Consider the following 13,880-nt stretch of genomic DNA (forward strand, 5'->3'; position numbering starts at 1 on the left):
TGGCTTCTTTCTGTTTAGTTATACAAATGACACGCCACAAAATGGCCGGGCTTCTGCTCTTTCCAAGCAGGTTTCTCCGCAGCACACAGATCCATCGCGTACGGACAACGTGTGCGGAACACACAGCCAGATGGTGGATTGATTGGACTTGGTAGCTCTCCTTGTAGCAAGATGCGCTGGCGAGCTTCCTCTACGTCCGGATCTGGAATCGGAATTGCGGACAACAACGCTTGTGTATAAGGGTGTAGTGGCTCTTCGTACAATTGGTCACTTGTCGTGAGTTCGACCATATGCCCGAGATACATCACGCCGATGCGGTCGGAGATGTATTTGACCATCGATAAGTCATGCGCGATGAACAAATACGTGAGCCCTTTTTCTTTTTGCAACTTCTGCAGCAACTTCACGACTTGCGCTTGCACCGATACATCGAGTGCGGAAATCGGTTCGTCTGCAATGATGAACTCTGGGTCGAGAGCGAGTGCACGTGCAATCCCGATTCTTTGGCGTTGACCACCGGAGAATTCGTGTGGATAGCGGTTCGCGTGATCACGACTGAGTCCAACATCTTCAAGAAGTGTGTGGACACGTTCTTGGACTTCTTTTTTCGTCTTGTACAAACCGTGGATCTGCATCGGTTCAGCGATGATTTCAAACACCGTCGAACGCGGATTCAAAGACGCGTAGGGATCCTGGAAAATCATCTGCATCTTCCGTAAGAATTTTTGCCGCTCATTCTCGGACATACCATGCACGGATTGTCCTTCGTACGAAACTTCCCCTTCCGTCTTATTGTAGAGCCCTAAGATCGTGCGTCCTGCTGTTGACTTCCCGCAGCCAGACTCTCCAACAAGCCCAAACGTTTCACCGCGCTGGATTTCAAACGAAATGCCATCTACTGCTTTTAATGTTTGTTTACTACCGACGTCAAAATGACGCTTTAGATTTTCTACTGTTAACAATGCTTCGTTCGTCACGACGTCACCCCTTCTCGCACATGTGCAAATCGCCTCACCGCGCATAGTTCTTTTACAAACTTCGTTCCTTCTAACGTACAATATTCAATCGACTGACCGGTTGAAGGCGAATGAATCATCTGTCCGTTGCCAGAATAGATGCCGACGTGGCGCACATTGCCTTTCCCTTCGTCATTTGCAAAAAACAACAAATCTCCCGGAAGCCAGTCGTTCTCATCTTCCTTGTTTATTTCTATACCAGAAACTGCTTGGTCACTTGCATCTCGTGGAATTGTATAGCCGCAAGCACGCAGCATAGTAAAACTAAACCCGGAGCAATCATAACCGTAACTCGACATCCCGCCCCAAAAGTATGGGAGGTCTAGGAACTGGCTTGCTTCTTTTACCACTTCACTTCCCTCTCGTTTTGGGAAGCTATCACGTGAATTTGCTACTTCTATATCCTTGTTCCGGACAAGCATGTCCCCATGAGGCGTAAAAACTGTCGAGAATTCCTCCTCCGTATGACGAACAGGGAGAAATGTATTGAATGGTACGACAAGGAACGGTTGTTTCTCTAGTGTCCACAGCTGCGCCTTGTTTACAGCTATACGAGCAACTCCATTCGAAGCTGGTTCCTCCACCTCTGCTAATTGATGAAGTGGAACCCAGCCCGGATACCCGCGTTCATCTTTCTTTGATGGTTGCCACTCGCATATCACCTTTGCCCAGTTGCCTTCGATGGCGTCGACTTGCACAGGCTCGCCATACAAAAGCTGCGTTTGCACACGATTGCTATCACACAGGTCTAAGAGTTCTTCAAAGTCCAACTTCTCAAGCCATTTTGTCATTTTTACTGGTTGGTCGAAGCCGAACTGATCGATTTCGCGCGGAGACTGCGGTGAGGTCCAGACTGTTGCCACGGACACCGCACACACCCATTTTGTTTGAACGCCCATCTCTCTTCCTCCCTTTTCTTATTCCACTCCAGCTTGAAGCGTCAATGTTTTTGCGTCCGCATCAAGCACTGCATCAACACCGAGCGGAATCGCAAAATGTGGTTCACAATGTCCAATCTTGAAGCCACTGACGACTGGTTTCTCTAAGTTGCCTAAGTAGTGCCGTAATACCTCATCAAGTGTCAGTGAGACTTTTCGCTTCACTGGCTCTGCACGTGCGAAGTCACCGACCACAATGCCTGCTGCGTCCTTTAGCTTCCCTGCTTGGCGCAGTTGATTGAGTAACCCGTCTACACGGTACGGCTCTTCATCGACATCTTCTACCAACAATAGCTTTCCTTTTGTATCAATTTCATACGATGTTCCGAGCGAGTTTACTAGTAAAGATAGGTTGCCTCCAACGATTTCTCCCCTCGCTACACCACCTGTCAAAGTTGTCAGTGGTGCGATTTCTTCTGTGTACTGAAGTTCTATCGGCTCGAACAATTGGTTTAACTGCTTGCGGGAGAGCTCATGAAAGTTGTCAGTACCTACATCTGAAGCTAGCATTGGCCCATGGAAAGTGACGCTATTCGAAAACTTCCCAAAGACCGTATGTAAAATTGTAATATCACTGTATCCCCAAAGAATCTTTGGATGTTTCGTCATGAACTCTGTGTTGATTTGTTCTGCGTACCGGGCTGCTCCGAATCCACCACCTGCACAAATAATGCCTTTTACCTCAGGGTCTTGGAGTGCCTCATGTAGATCTGCTAGGCGCTCCTCATCAGTTCCTGCGAGATAGCCGTGAACACGTTCGACGGATTTGCCCATCTTGACCTTCAGTCCGAGCTCTTCTAAAAAAGGAAGAGCACGCTTCAAATTCTCTAAATTCGGCGGGCTCGACGGGGCAATAACGGCCACCGTGTCGCCTAGTTGCAATCGTTTTGGACGAATTCGCATCAGTTGTTCCTCCTTGTTCTGGTCTTCTGACGAGAAAGGACGAATCCCTTCCCCTAAGAAAAACAGAAGGGGCGCCACGTACTGTGGCGCACACCTCTATTCGTTTTTATCTGCCCATTTCAACTCGAGGTACCCGACTGGGTGACGCACGATGCCAGAAACTGACGGTTTTTCTAAGCTCACTTGGTTGTAGAAATGTATTGGGAAGATTGGCATTTCTTCAAACAATAACTCTTCCGCCTGCTTCAACAATTCCCAGCGCGCATCTGCATCTGTTTCTTGTTTAGCACTAGCAATCAGTCCGTCAAACTCTGCATTTGACCAACCTGTGCGGTTCATCGATGAACCTGTGATAAAGCTCTCAATTGCATTGACTGGATCTGCGTAGTCATGTAAAAACGAAGAACGAGACAGTTGGTACTTCAATTCTTTCTGTTCAGAAGCAAATACGCTCGCTTCAACATTTTGAAGTTTTGCATCCACCCCTAGTGCATCTTTAAACTGTGCTTGTAGTGCTTCTGCAATCTTTTGATGTGTATCCGACGTTGAATAGGTCAATGTTACTTCCGGAAGCTCTGTCCATCCCTCTTCCGCCATACCTTCTTCTAACAGTGTTTTTGCTTCAGCTGCATCTGGTGTAACAAGATCGCCGACTTCATCACGGAAGTCTCCGCCACTAGGTCCTGGGAATCCGTAGGAAACAAATCCAAGTGCTGGCTTCTCGCCATTCTTCGTAACAAACTCAACGATTTCTTGTTGGTTCACAGACATCGCAAAGGCTTTTCGTACTTTTGCGTTTGTAAATGGCTCCATTGTTGTATTGAAACGGTAGAAGTACGTGCCTGCTTGAGCTTCGTTGGATACTTCATCGCTCTCCAGAAGTTCTTCCGCCAATTCAGATGGTACAGCGGAAACATCTAACTCGTTCGACTGGTACATTTGGTATTCTGTGTTCGAATCGTTGACCATTGCCCACTCGACTTTATCGAGCTTCACAGTGTCAGCATCCCAGTAGTTTTCATTTTTCTCAAAGACCATTTTTGCATCATGTTCCCATTTAACCAGTTTGAATGGTCCGTTCCCTACAAACGACTCTGCTTCTGCAAACCACTTGTCGTTTTCAGTTGCCACCTTTTCATTGACCGGGAAGAAGCTCGGATTTGTGATGATATTTAGGAACGCATCAGTTGGTGCTGTTAATTTCACTTCAAATGTTTTTTCATCCACTGCTTGAATCGCCACATCTTCTGCTGCGCCTTCTCCTGTGTTGAACGCTTCTGCACCTTCAATGAAATAGCCAAGGAAAGCAGCAGGTGAAGCTGTATTCGGGTCTAGCATACGTGTCCATCCATAAACGAAGTCACCAGCTGTGACGGGGTCTCCATTTGACCACATCGCATCTTCACGTAGTTTAAATGTATACGTCAAACCATCATCGGAGACTTCAATTGACTCCGCTGTTGCTTCATGCGGAAGGTCATCTTCTCCTAGACGCGTCAATCCTTCCATCAAGTTGTTGAGCGCATTCCAAGAAACTGCATCAAATCCAACCGATGGATCAAATGTCGTAGGCTCATTTCCATTGTTAAGGTACAGTACTTTCTCTGCAGCTGTTTCTTCTCCGTCTGCCGGATCAGTGTTTGTTGCATCGTCCCCTGCCTCCTCGTTTGCCGTACACGCAGCAAGCATCAGCGCGAACACGACCGCAAGTGTAAGTAGTAACCACTTTTTCATAGTGTAAATCCCCCTTGTCCTCTTTTTATGTGAATGCACAGATGTGCGTTCATCCCCTTTGAATTGTTACTCTTGCCAAACCTTTTGCGCACGCTCGTCTTGTAACCAGCAATCCACTGCATGTGTAGTGGTCAGTGTCGTCGTTTCCGGATGAATATGTTCACACACCGTCATCGCAAATGGACAGCGCGCTGTAAACGGACAGCCTTTTGGTGGTGCAAACAAATCCGGTGGTGTTCCGTCGATCGGTTGCAATTCTTCTTCAAGTAAATCTAGCCGCGGCACAGATTTCAGCAACCCTTGTGTATAGGGATGTTGCGGTGTGTAGAAGATTTCCCGCTTGTCTCCGATTTCAATGATCTTTCCTGCATACATAACAGCGATGCGGTCAGCAATCTTCGCAACAACGCCTAAGTCATGGGTGATCAGAATAATCGAAACTCCTGTTTTAGCTTGGATTTCTTCAAACAACTCTAATATCTGCGCTTGAATCGTCACATCCAGCGCCGTCGTCGGTTCATCTGCAATCAACAGCTCCGGTTCACAGATGAGGGCGATTGCAATGACAATCCGCTGACGCATTCCACCTGAGAACTGGTGCGGATACTGCTTCAAACGCTCTGCAGGATTTGGAATCCCGACAAGGTGCAACATCGCGAGTGCTTTTTCCTTCGCTTCTTTCTTGGAAACCTTAAAATGGGTACGTACCCCTTCCATCAATTGTTCGCCGATGGACAGCGTCGGGTTAAGAGCGGTCATTGGGTCTTGGAAGATCATCGAGATGTCGACCCCTTGTATCTTGCGCAACTCTTTTTTCGAAAGTATTGTCAGTTCTTTTCCTTTGAACTGTACGGTCCCGTTTGAGATCCGTCCAGGCGGTTGGGGTATGAGCCCCATGATGGCGTTTGATGTGACCGACTTCCCACACCCGGACTCACCCACGATGGCAAGCGTCTCTCCTTTGTGTAAATCAAACGACACACCACGAACGGCTTGGACTTCTCCTCCATATGTGGTGAAAGACACGCGAAGGTCCTGTACTTCTAACACCTTTTCCGTCGATACGACTTTGCGGTGCCGCTGTGCGATCGGTTGAACATTGAGCACTTCCTGTTCAGCGCGTGTTGCGTCTTGCATCTTCTCGCGCTCCATCTCTTTAACTGCCGCAAGCTGTGGTTCATTATTCATCGTTGTCACCCCCTAAGCTTCGGATCCAGTGCGTCTTGTAAGCCATCCCCTAACACGTTAAATGCAAACATGGTCACGGAGATAAAGAATGCTGGGAAGAATAAGCGCCACCAGTCTCCCGATAAAATGACCGGTAAAGCGTCACTTGCCATCACGCCCCAACTCGCGTAAGGTGCTGAAACGCCGAGCCCTAAGAAACTCAAGAATGCTTCTGCAAATATGGCACTTGGTACCGTCAGTGTCATCTGTACGATGATGGGCCCCATTGTATTCGGTAATAGATTTTTGCGAATGATACGAGACGTTTTTGCCCCGAATGATTTCGACGCCGTGACGAACTCGTAGTTTTTGATTTGTAAGACTTGGCCACGTACAATACGCGCCATTCCGACCCACCCTGTGACGGTCAAAGCCACGATGATGGTCGTCAAACTTGGTCCCATCACAACCATTAATAAAATGACGACCAGTAAATGTGGCAACCCGTATAAGACTTCAATAATACGCATCATGATCGTATCCGCCTTGCCACCTTTGTAGCCACTGATTCCTCCGTAAATGATGCCGATGAAGAAATCAATGAGCGCTGCCATGATTCCAACAAAGAGAGAGATCCGGGCGCCGTACCAAGTTCGTGTGAATACGTCACGTCCCGCGTTGTCCGTCCCAAACCAATGCGACCAAGACGGCGGCTGATTTTGATTTGGATAATCGACTTGTGTCACAGAGTACGGCGACAAAATCGGACCGAAGATGGCGAGTAGTCCAAGCGCGATCAAGCTGATGAGTCCTGCCATCGCGAGCTTGTTTTTCCGCAGGCGTCGCCACGCATCTTTCCAATAAGAAAGGGAGGGCCGGACGACTGCTTCTGCTTGCTCAAGGTCTTTGTCTTTCTTTTGAAACCAGTCGTTTGGAATCGTCTCTCGGGTCACAGTTGCTTGCTGCAGGTTCGCCATTACGCATCTCCCTCCTTCTTATGTAGCTTAATCCGTGGATCCAACAAGCCGTAGACGATATCCACCAGGAATAACATGAATACTAAAAATGCACTGTAGAATACGGTCGTCCCCATGATGACGGGGTAATCCCGATTGTTGATGCTTTCCACGAAATACTTCCCCATCCCCGGGATCGCGAAAATCTTTTCAATTACAAATGTTCCTGTCAAAATTCCAGCAAGCATAGTCCCCATGATGGTGACTACTGGCATCAATGCATTTCGCAGGGCATGTCTCCCCACGATGCGCAGTGGGCTCAAGCCTTTTGCACGTGCCATTTTGATGTAGTCTTGCGTCAGTACTTCGAGCATCGAGGACCTTGTGAGCCGCGCAATAATAGCCATTGGACCGGTTGCAAGCGCGAGTACTGGAAGTATCATATGCAAAGGACTGGACCAGGTTGCTGGTGGAAGGATGTTCCAGTCAACAGCCAATTTTTGAATGAGTAATGTCGCGAGTACGAAGTTCGGAATCGAGATTCCGACTACAGCGAACGTCATCGCCATATAATCAATTACGCCATTGTGCCGCAGCGCTGCAAACGTCCCTAGTAAGATCCCCGAAATTACAGCGACTAAGATGGTCGTCATCCCGAGCTCGAAGGATATCGGGAATCCCCTCGCCAATAAGTCATTTACCGATTCATTCGGTTTTTTGATTGATGGACCAAAATCGAAAGTCACTATGGACTTCAAGTAGTACAAGTACTGCACAGGTAATGGTTCATCGAGTTTGTAGAACCGCTCTAAGTTTTGCTGGATTGCCTCGTTAGTCGTCCGCTCTTCATTGAACGGCGAACCTGGAATCGAGTGCATCAAAACAAATGTGAGTGTCGCGATAATCAAGATAGTCATGATCATCATTGCGAATCGTTTGAGTGTGTAACGAAGCATACGCTTCCCCCTTTGTTCCTGTAATGTACGCATCGCCAACTGGAAGTAATTCACTCTTTATGTAGTTTCCGTCTAGACACCCCCAACTTTAACAGAATATTTTGAATAGTACATCGGAATGTCGTCCTATATTTTCGCAAAACGAAATAGTACAAATTGGCACTTTTCAGAATGCAATCCATCTTTTTCCTTATTCAGACTAGCCGGAAAGTTTGAGGATAAATAAAAAAAATCACAAATCCCGGATAGTTAGGATTTGTGAAAGGAGAATTTTAGTTTGTTGAAGTGATAAGTTTTTTTGCTGGAACTTTAAATACATCTATAAGGTTTCGGAAGTACGTATTTTTTGAAATCCATTTTATTGTATAAAAGCCGACTATTCCACCTAGTGTGTTGGCAATCAAGTCGTTCACATCTACACTTCGAGCACTATTGAAAATAATGTACATCAGTAGTTGCACTATTTCTATACAGATACTGAACAGCAAACTACCGACTACGACCGGCTCCCACGAGATTTTATCTTTCCTCATCACTAACCATTGGTAGACGCCAAATGGAATGAACATAATGATATTCAATACAAATGTTGCTAAATCAATTGTTAGTATCGGGATTGGATTGATTCGGCTAAGCCAGGAAGTCTGATTTTTATACATTCCCCAGTTCACTTCAATTGGGAACGTGGTTAAAGCTAACACCGATAGTAGATAAATACCTAAAGTGATCAACGTGATGTATTGAAACACACTGTACCTCTCACTCTGTTTCTTTATCTTCCCCATCATCAAAATCAAATACACGACAAACAGTGGTCCCAAAACATACCATGCGTCAATAGTGGCTATATACGACCAAGACTCTTCCGTTTTCATTCTCATCCAACTCCTCTTCTTCAGATCAATCGCGTGTATGCTTTTTAGCTGATACACTAATTATTTCATTGAAATCTGAAGAAATAGGTAGGGAAATTCTTAAGGATTTCTAAATTCTTTCTTTACCAATCAAATCCAATTATGATACGATAGGCAAAATCAAAATGCGTGGAAGAGACTAGTACATACCATACGCCTTTCAAAGAGAGCTCCGGTTGGTGAGAAGGAGTAAGGGCTGGGTATCGAATCAAACCTCTGAGCATTGCACCGGAACTGTGAAGGGATGGTGTAACGGGCGCTCCCGTTATAGAGCTTAGGTATATACCGCAATGACGGTCGTACCGAATGAGGTTTGTGTAGCAATGCATAAACAAATAGAGGTGGCACCACGAGAGAATCTCGTCCTCAAGACTAATCGTCTTGAGGGCGGGATTTTTTTATTTTAGGGGGAATGAACATGAACACTTGGAAGAATAGGAGTCTACTATAGACCCCTCCTAAAAAAATCATTAATCTTTTCTACCCCGTTAGTTAAACAATATCGCTTACTTCTGTTCAGCTCGTTTATAAAATTTCAGGTATCTCCTTCACCCTATCTTTTATTGTACTCCAACTAAACAAAGCAGAAAATTTGTTAAACGTTTTCGGCGAGTGGTAACATGGACAAACTTAGGTAACTATTGAGGAGGATCCGTAATGGTAAATGAAGTGATTTTGGACGATTTTTCTTTGAAGGTAACTGGTTTTGAACAGGGAGTCTCCACAAACAGTCCCGGAAAAAAAGCAAAGACGATTCGGTTTGATTTCGAAGTACGGGGCGGGAATGAGTACCACGACGTCACGGTCCATTTATACAAAAATACATTTGATGTAAAGGTCCCTGAACTCGATTTGAGCTTCAGAGGAACCATCAACAATTATTCTACTTCACGGACTGATTTCACAGATGAAGATTCTTCATCACTATTCAGCCTGGAGCTGATTGAAATTGGGTAGAGAAAATCGACTGAAATTAAGCATCCTGGATCAATCACCTGTATCCGCTGGCAAAACACCCGCTACAGCTTTGCAGGCTTCTATGGAGCTCGCAAAAAGTGGTGAACAGTTCGGGTACACGCGGTATTGGATTGCCGAGCATCACGATTTTACCGGACTGTCCTGTTCGGCGCCGGAAGTGATGCTGGGCTACATTGGGGCACACACCAAAACAATCCGTATCGGAGCAGGGGCGGTATTGCTTCCGCATTATAAACCGTACAAGGTTGCTGAAGTCTATAATATGCTAGCGACCCTGTTTCCTGGCAGAATTGATTTAGGGATCGGAAGGGCTCCGGGCGGATCAGCGGAAGTGACGATGGCTCTCTCGGAGAATTATTTGCAAAATGTTTATAAATTGCCGGAATCCTTTAAAGAACTTTTGCATTTCCTCAAAGATGATTTTCCGGAAGATCATATGTATTCAAAAGTATCTGCAGCGCCGCTTCCGGAAATTTCTCCTAAACCATGGCTTCTCGGGACAAGTAGTAAAAGTGCCAAGCTTGCTGCAGAGAATGGAAGCGCCTATGCATTCGGTCATTTTATGAGCGATAAAGAAGGGCCGGAAATCCTTAAAACCTACGAAGAAAATTTTCAACCGGGTTTATCCCAACAACCGGAATCAATCATAGCCGTGTCTGTCATTTGTGCAGAAACGACCGAAAAAGCTGAACACTTGGCAAAGAGTGGTTTTCTCTGGAAATTAAAAATGGTAAAAGGGGAAGGTAGCGTTGGGGTCCCTTCACTAGAAGAAGCCGAACACTATCCATATACAAGCGGAGATCAACAAGAAATTGAAGAGATGCGGCGCAAAATGATCATCGGCAATCCACAAGAAGTACGGGAGCAGCTTGAACAGTTACAATCCATCTACCACACTAATGAATTCATGATCCTTACTATCACTCATGACTATATGGATCGCTTACAGTCGTATAAATTGATTGCTGAAGAACTCTTGTAATAAAAACAACCAGTTAATTAAAGGCTAACTGGTTGTTTTTCTATTTAGCTGATTACATTTTGATGCTCTCCTCACACCTTTTTATATCCTAACTTCCAAAGATAGCAACATACTGATTTTGCAAACCAAATCTATTACCCGACCATGCTAAAGTATTCAAAACATACCCTAAAGAATCCGCATTATATCGCCCCGCAATTTTCTGATAGGCCAACAACTCAAACTGTTGATTGTAATCAAAATCTACAGGATACAACCCACTAAGCGGATTTACAAATCCAGTGATCGGACTCTTCAGCTTTCCATTTTCATCATAGATTTCATCTAAATACTCGCTGCCTCTTGCTGAAATGTCAATAATGATTGAGAGAGACATCGACCTCCATTTAGACTTGCCTAAGATGACTGAGGGTATCCTGCTCGCTAAAATACTCCTATTTTAACGATTGTACATAAGCTTCCATTCCTTGCAGACGAAGCTTACATGCTGGGCACTCCCCACATCCATCCGCAATTATTCCGTTATAACATGTCAATGTTTTTTGACGCACAAAGTCAAACGCACCTAGCTGATCTGCTAAAGCCCATGTTTCTGCTTTATCGATCCACATGAGTGGCGTATGTATAACAAATGATGTATCCATCGACAAATTTAATGTGACATTCAATGATTTTACAAAGGCATCGCGACAATCTGGATAGCCACTAAAATCGGTTTCACATACACCTGTCACAATATGCTTCGCGCCAATTTGGCTTGCTAAAATCCCTGCGAAGGATAAAAAAACTAAATTACGACCTGGTACAAACGTAGATGGGAGCTCGCCTTCCTCCCCTTCTTTTATTTCGATATCGTCTCGCGTTAACGCATTCGGTGCCAACTGATTCAAGAGCGACATATTTAAAATATGATGTCGTACGTTCAACTCCTGGGCAATTTGTTTAGCACATTCAATTTCGAGTGCATGGCGTTGTCCATAATCAAAAGTTACGGCTTCTACCTCTTTAAAGTTTTTTAAAGCCCAAAACAAACATGTTGTACTATCTTGCCCGCCACTAAACACAACAACGGCTTTATCATGTTTCATTATTTTTTCTCCTCTTTTTGCAAGCAAAGTTTAGTAAATTGAAAAATTAGCGATTATCAATTTTTTCAGGATATAAATCATGATTCATTAAACGATAGTTTGCTATTTCTTCATATTTTGTACCTGGACGACCGTAGTTGCACCATGGATCGATTGAAATACCTCCACGTGGTGTAAACTTGCCCCATACTTCAATATAGCGAGGATCTAAAAGTTTAATTAAATCATTCATAATAATATTTACACAATCTTCATGGAAATCACCGTGGTTGCGGAAACTAAATAAATATAATTTCAACGACTTACTTTCCACAATTTTTTTATCTGGAATATATGAAATATACATCGTTGCAAAATCCGGTTGCTGCGTAATCGGACAAAGACTTGTAAACTCTGGGCAATTAAATTTCACAAAATAATCACGGTCTATATGTAAATTGTCAACAGACTCTAAAACTTCTGGTGCATATTCAAATGTGTACTTCACATTTTGATTCCCTAATAATGTTAAATCCTCTAATCCTTCTTTTTGGTGACGACCAGACATAAAAAAACCTCCTTAAGTTAATACCGTAGTATTTCAAGGAGGGCTAACTATAACGACTCTAAATAATCTAGTAGAGACATAAAAAAGCCACATCCGATATGGACATGGCGAATTGTCATGTTTCCATAGTTTTTTATAGAGGGTATCAGCTATGAACCTCTCCTGAACAACTCAGGTATTTCATTAGTGTTCATTGTATTATATATAGTAGTACCTGTAAATCAATATTTTAACATGATACTTTTCTAGAATAATGTGAATTCATTTCATACTAAACTCAAGATTTCTCCACATTTGCCTATCATTTTACAGCCCAGACTTACACCCCTCTTTTATTTCCCCAGATGAGAGTATGCAGTTGTGGCAGTACTTTAACATCATTTAATTGTTCATCCATCATCACTTGATCAATGAGCATTTCATACTTTGCCAATAGATGATTTGCTAATTGTCCAGTGTCTGAAGTGGTAATATCATCATTTCCGACTTGTAAATAAAGGGGGATGTCTGGGTATCGTTGATGTACATCTTTGGCATACTCATAATCCTCTTGATTAAAGATAACGATTTTTAGGGACATATGTTGATTACCATTTCGAATTTTCAACTTCTCTAAAATAGTAGACAGCATCGAAAAATTTGTGGTCATACCAGAGCTAGGTGGCTTTGGTGAAATTGTTAATTCATCGATGTCGTATAGCCAATCCTGCCACTTACTTCCTTGCGTCTCTACCCCAATTTTTATATTATTTTGTTTTAAAATCGCAATCAGTGCACCTAGGTTGGAAAGAAGTGCTGGATTTCCTCCTGAAATTGTGACAAATGAAAACCTATTTCCACCAACACGTTTCAACTCTGTCCAAATATCCTCGGCCGTCATTTGCACGATTAAATGCTTGCCGCTGCCGTCCCATGTAAATGACGAATCGCACCAAGAACAGGCATAATCACATCCAGCTGTGCGTACAAACATCGTTTTCTGACCTATTACCATGCCCTCGCCTTGCATTGTAGGACCAAAAATTTCAATTACAGGGACTTTACTCAACTTCCATCCATTCCCTTCTTGCTTCAGCATAGCTCGTAGGCGTTTCATATAGCTTTACAAACTCTACACGTGCGCCATCATACCGTTGCTCCTTTTGCAAAGCACCATGTAATTCTTCATAAATCCAAACAACAATATTTTCAGCTGTTGTATTCATCGGAGGTAGCGTTTCATTGATATAATGATGGTCCAAATACGTTTCGATTTGCTTCCACATTTCCTTAATTTCTCCAAAATCAATCATCAATCCTCGATCGTCCGTATAACCGCTTAAGCCTAAAATCACACGATACGTATGACCATGTAGATTTTTACACTTTCCCTCATAGTTATGGAGATGATGTGCGGCGTCAAACGTAAACTCTTTACTGACAAGTACACGATTTGCATGATACTTCAATTGACTACTTTTAATATCCACATCGATTTTTTGTAGCTTATCGACAATTCTAAATTCAGGCATATGTTAAAATCTCCTTCAGCTTATAAATATAAAAAACTCCCTCGTAAAATGTTTCCGACACTTTCCAAGAGAGGCGCTATGATTCGTTCTATTAAAACATAGGAAGAAAACATAAGAAAATCCGGCCAAAAACCCTGGCCGGACCTTTTTGAACTATTTCACATCTGATATTTGATAGTGGGCTCCGGAT

General features: G+C 43.8%; 14 protein-coding genes, 1 pseudogene, 1 riboswitch and 1 other annotated feature. Of the genes and pseudogenes, 2 read left to right on the forward strand and 13 right to left on the reverse strand.

All coding sequences use genetic code 11. The features are described 5' to 3' along the window. Positions 1-14: 14 nt before the first annotated feature. From AB5N96_RS04625 to AB5N96_RS04660, 8 genes are all read right to left on the reverse strand, one after another. On the reverse strand, positions 15-977 hold the full coding sequence (locus AB5N96_RS04625; protein ID WP_499704793.1) for an ABC transporter ATP-binding protein: 963 nt from the start codon (positions 975-977) through the stop codon (positions 15-17). Then, positions 974-1,915: a C40 family peptidase gene (locus AB5N96_RS04630; protein ID WP_499704794.1), complete on the reverse strand. Its 942-nt coding sequence runs from the start codon at positions 1,913-1,915 to the stop codon at positions 974-976. The genes AB5N96_RS04625 and AB5N96_RS04630 overlap by 4 nt, the downstream gene beginning before the upstream one ends. 18 nt (positions 1,916-1,933) lie before the next feature. Further along, a complete protein-coding gene (locus tag AB5N96_RS04635) occupies positions 1,934-2,857 on the reverse strand; it encodes a S66 peptidase family protein (RefSeq protein ID WP_499704795.1) in 924 nt (307 codons plus the stop codon). Between the two features lie 96 nt (positions 2,858-2,953). Continuing rightward, positions 2,954-4,591, reverse strand: coding sequence for a peptide ABC transporter substrate-binding protein (locus AB5N96_RS04640; RefSeq protein WP_499704796.1), 1,638 nt, complete (start codon positions 4,589-4,591; stop codon positions 2,954-2,956). 66 nt (positions 4,592-4,657) lie between these two features. Further along, positions 4,658-5,779 (reverse strand): ABC transporter ATP-binding protein, encoded by a 1,122-nt coding sequence (locus AB5N96_RS04645; RefSeq protein WP_499704797.1) that lies wholly within the window; start codon positions 5,777-5,779, stop codon positions 4,658-4,660. 5 nt (positions 5,780-5,784) lie between these two features. Beyond that, entirely contained in the window at positions 5,785-6,735 is a 951-nt protein-coding gene (locus AB5N96_RS04650) for an ABC transporter permease (RefSeq protein ID WP_499704798.1), read from the reverse strand. Then, positions 6,735-7,670, reverse strand: coding sequence for an ABC transporter permease (locus AB5N96_RS04655; RefSeq protein WP_499704799.1), 936 nt, complete (start codon positions 7,668-7,670; stop codon positions 6,735-6,737). Before AB5N96_RS04655 ends, AB5N96_RS04650 begins: the two co-directional genes overlap by 1 nt. Before the next feature lie 272 nt (positions 7,671-7,942). Beyond that, positions 7,943-8,551 (reverse strand): VanZ family protein, encoded by a 609-nt coding sequence (locus tag AB5N96_RS04660; RefSeq protein ID WP_499704800.1) that lies wholly within the window; start codon positions 8,549-8,551, stop codon positions 7,943-7,945. A 154-nt stretch (positions 8,552-8,705) separates the two neighbouring features. Further along, positions 8,706-8,955 (forward strand) — a binding site (T-box leader). A gap of 286 nt (positions 8,956-9,241) precedes the next feature. Between AB5N96_RS04660 and AB5N96_RS04665 the strand changes: the two genes are divergently transcribed. Both AB5N96_RS04665 and AB5N96_RS04670 read left to right on the forward strand, forming a co-directional pair. Beyond that, complete coding sequence (locus tag AB5N96_RS04665) at positions 9,242-9,541, forward strand: DUF3219 family protein (protein ID WP_499704801.1); 300 nt, start codon at positions 9,242-9,244, stop codon at positions 9,539-9,541. A gap of 10 nt (positions 9,542-9,551) precedes the next feature. After that, positions 9,552-10,544, forward strand: a complete 993-nt coding sequence (locus tag AB5N96_RS04670; protein ID WP_499704810.1) for an LLM class flavin-dependent oxidoreductase — start codon at positions 9,552-9,554, stop codon at positions 10,542-10,544. 88 nt (positions 10,545-10,632) lie between these two features. On the opposite strand, the pseudogene AB5N96_RS04675 reads toward AB5N96_RS04670, so the two are convergent. From AB5N96_RS04675 to queD, 5 genes and pseudogenes are all read right to left on the reverse strand, one after another. Beyond that, positions 10,633-10,905 (reverse strand): annotated as a pseudogene (locus AB5N96_RS04675) (YybI family spore inner coat protein); the annotation flags it as partial. Between the two features lie 73 nt (positions 10,906-10,978). After that, entirely contained in the window at positions 10,979-11,632 is a 654-nt protein-coding gene (gene queC, locus AB5N96_RS04680; RefSeq protein ID WP_342527308.1) for a 7-cyano-7-deazaguanine synthase QueC, read from the reverse strand. Positions 11,633-11,678: 46 nt separating this feature from the next. Further along, a complete protein-coding gene (gene queF, locus AB5N96_RS04685; protein ID WP_499704802.1) occupies positions 11,679-12,179 on the reverse strand; it encodes a preQ(1) synthase in 501 nt (166 codons plus the stop codon). Positions 12,180-12,298: 119 nt separating this feature from the next. Then, positions 12,299-12,345, reverse strand: a riboswitch (PreQ1 riboswitch). A 153-nt stretch (positions 12,346-12,498) separates the two neighbouring features. Beyond that, on the reverse strand, positions 12,499-13,227 hold the full coding sequence (gene queE / locus AB5N96_RS04690; protein ID WP_204590080.1) for a 7-carboxy-7-deazaguanine synthase QueE: 729 nt from the start codon (positions 13,225-13,227) through the stop codon (positions 12,499-12,501). Beyond that, complete coding sequence (gene queD, locus AB5N96_RS04695) at positions 13,220-13,690, reverse strand: 6-carboxytetrahydropterin synthase QueD (RefSeq protein WP_499704803.1); 471 nt, start codon at positions 13,688-13,690, stop codon at positions 13,220-13,222. Before queD ends, queE begins: the two co-directional genes overlap by 8 nt. Between the last annotated feature and the right edge of the window lie 190 nt (positions 13,691-13,880).

Origin of the sequence: Chryseomicrobium imtechense, assembly GCF_041475995.1 — a bacterium.
Classification (GTDB): domain Bacteria; phylum Bacillota; class Bacilli; order Bacillales_A; family Planococcaceae; genus Chryseomicrobium; species Chryseomicrobium aureum.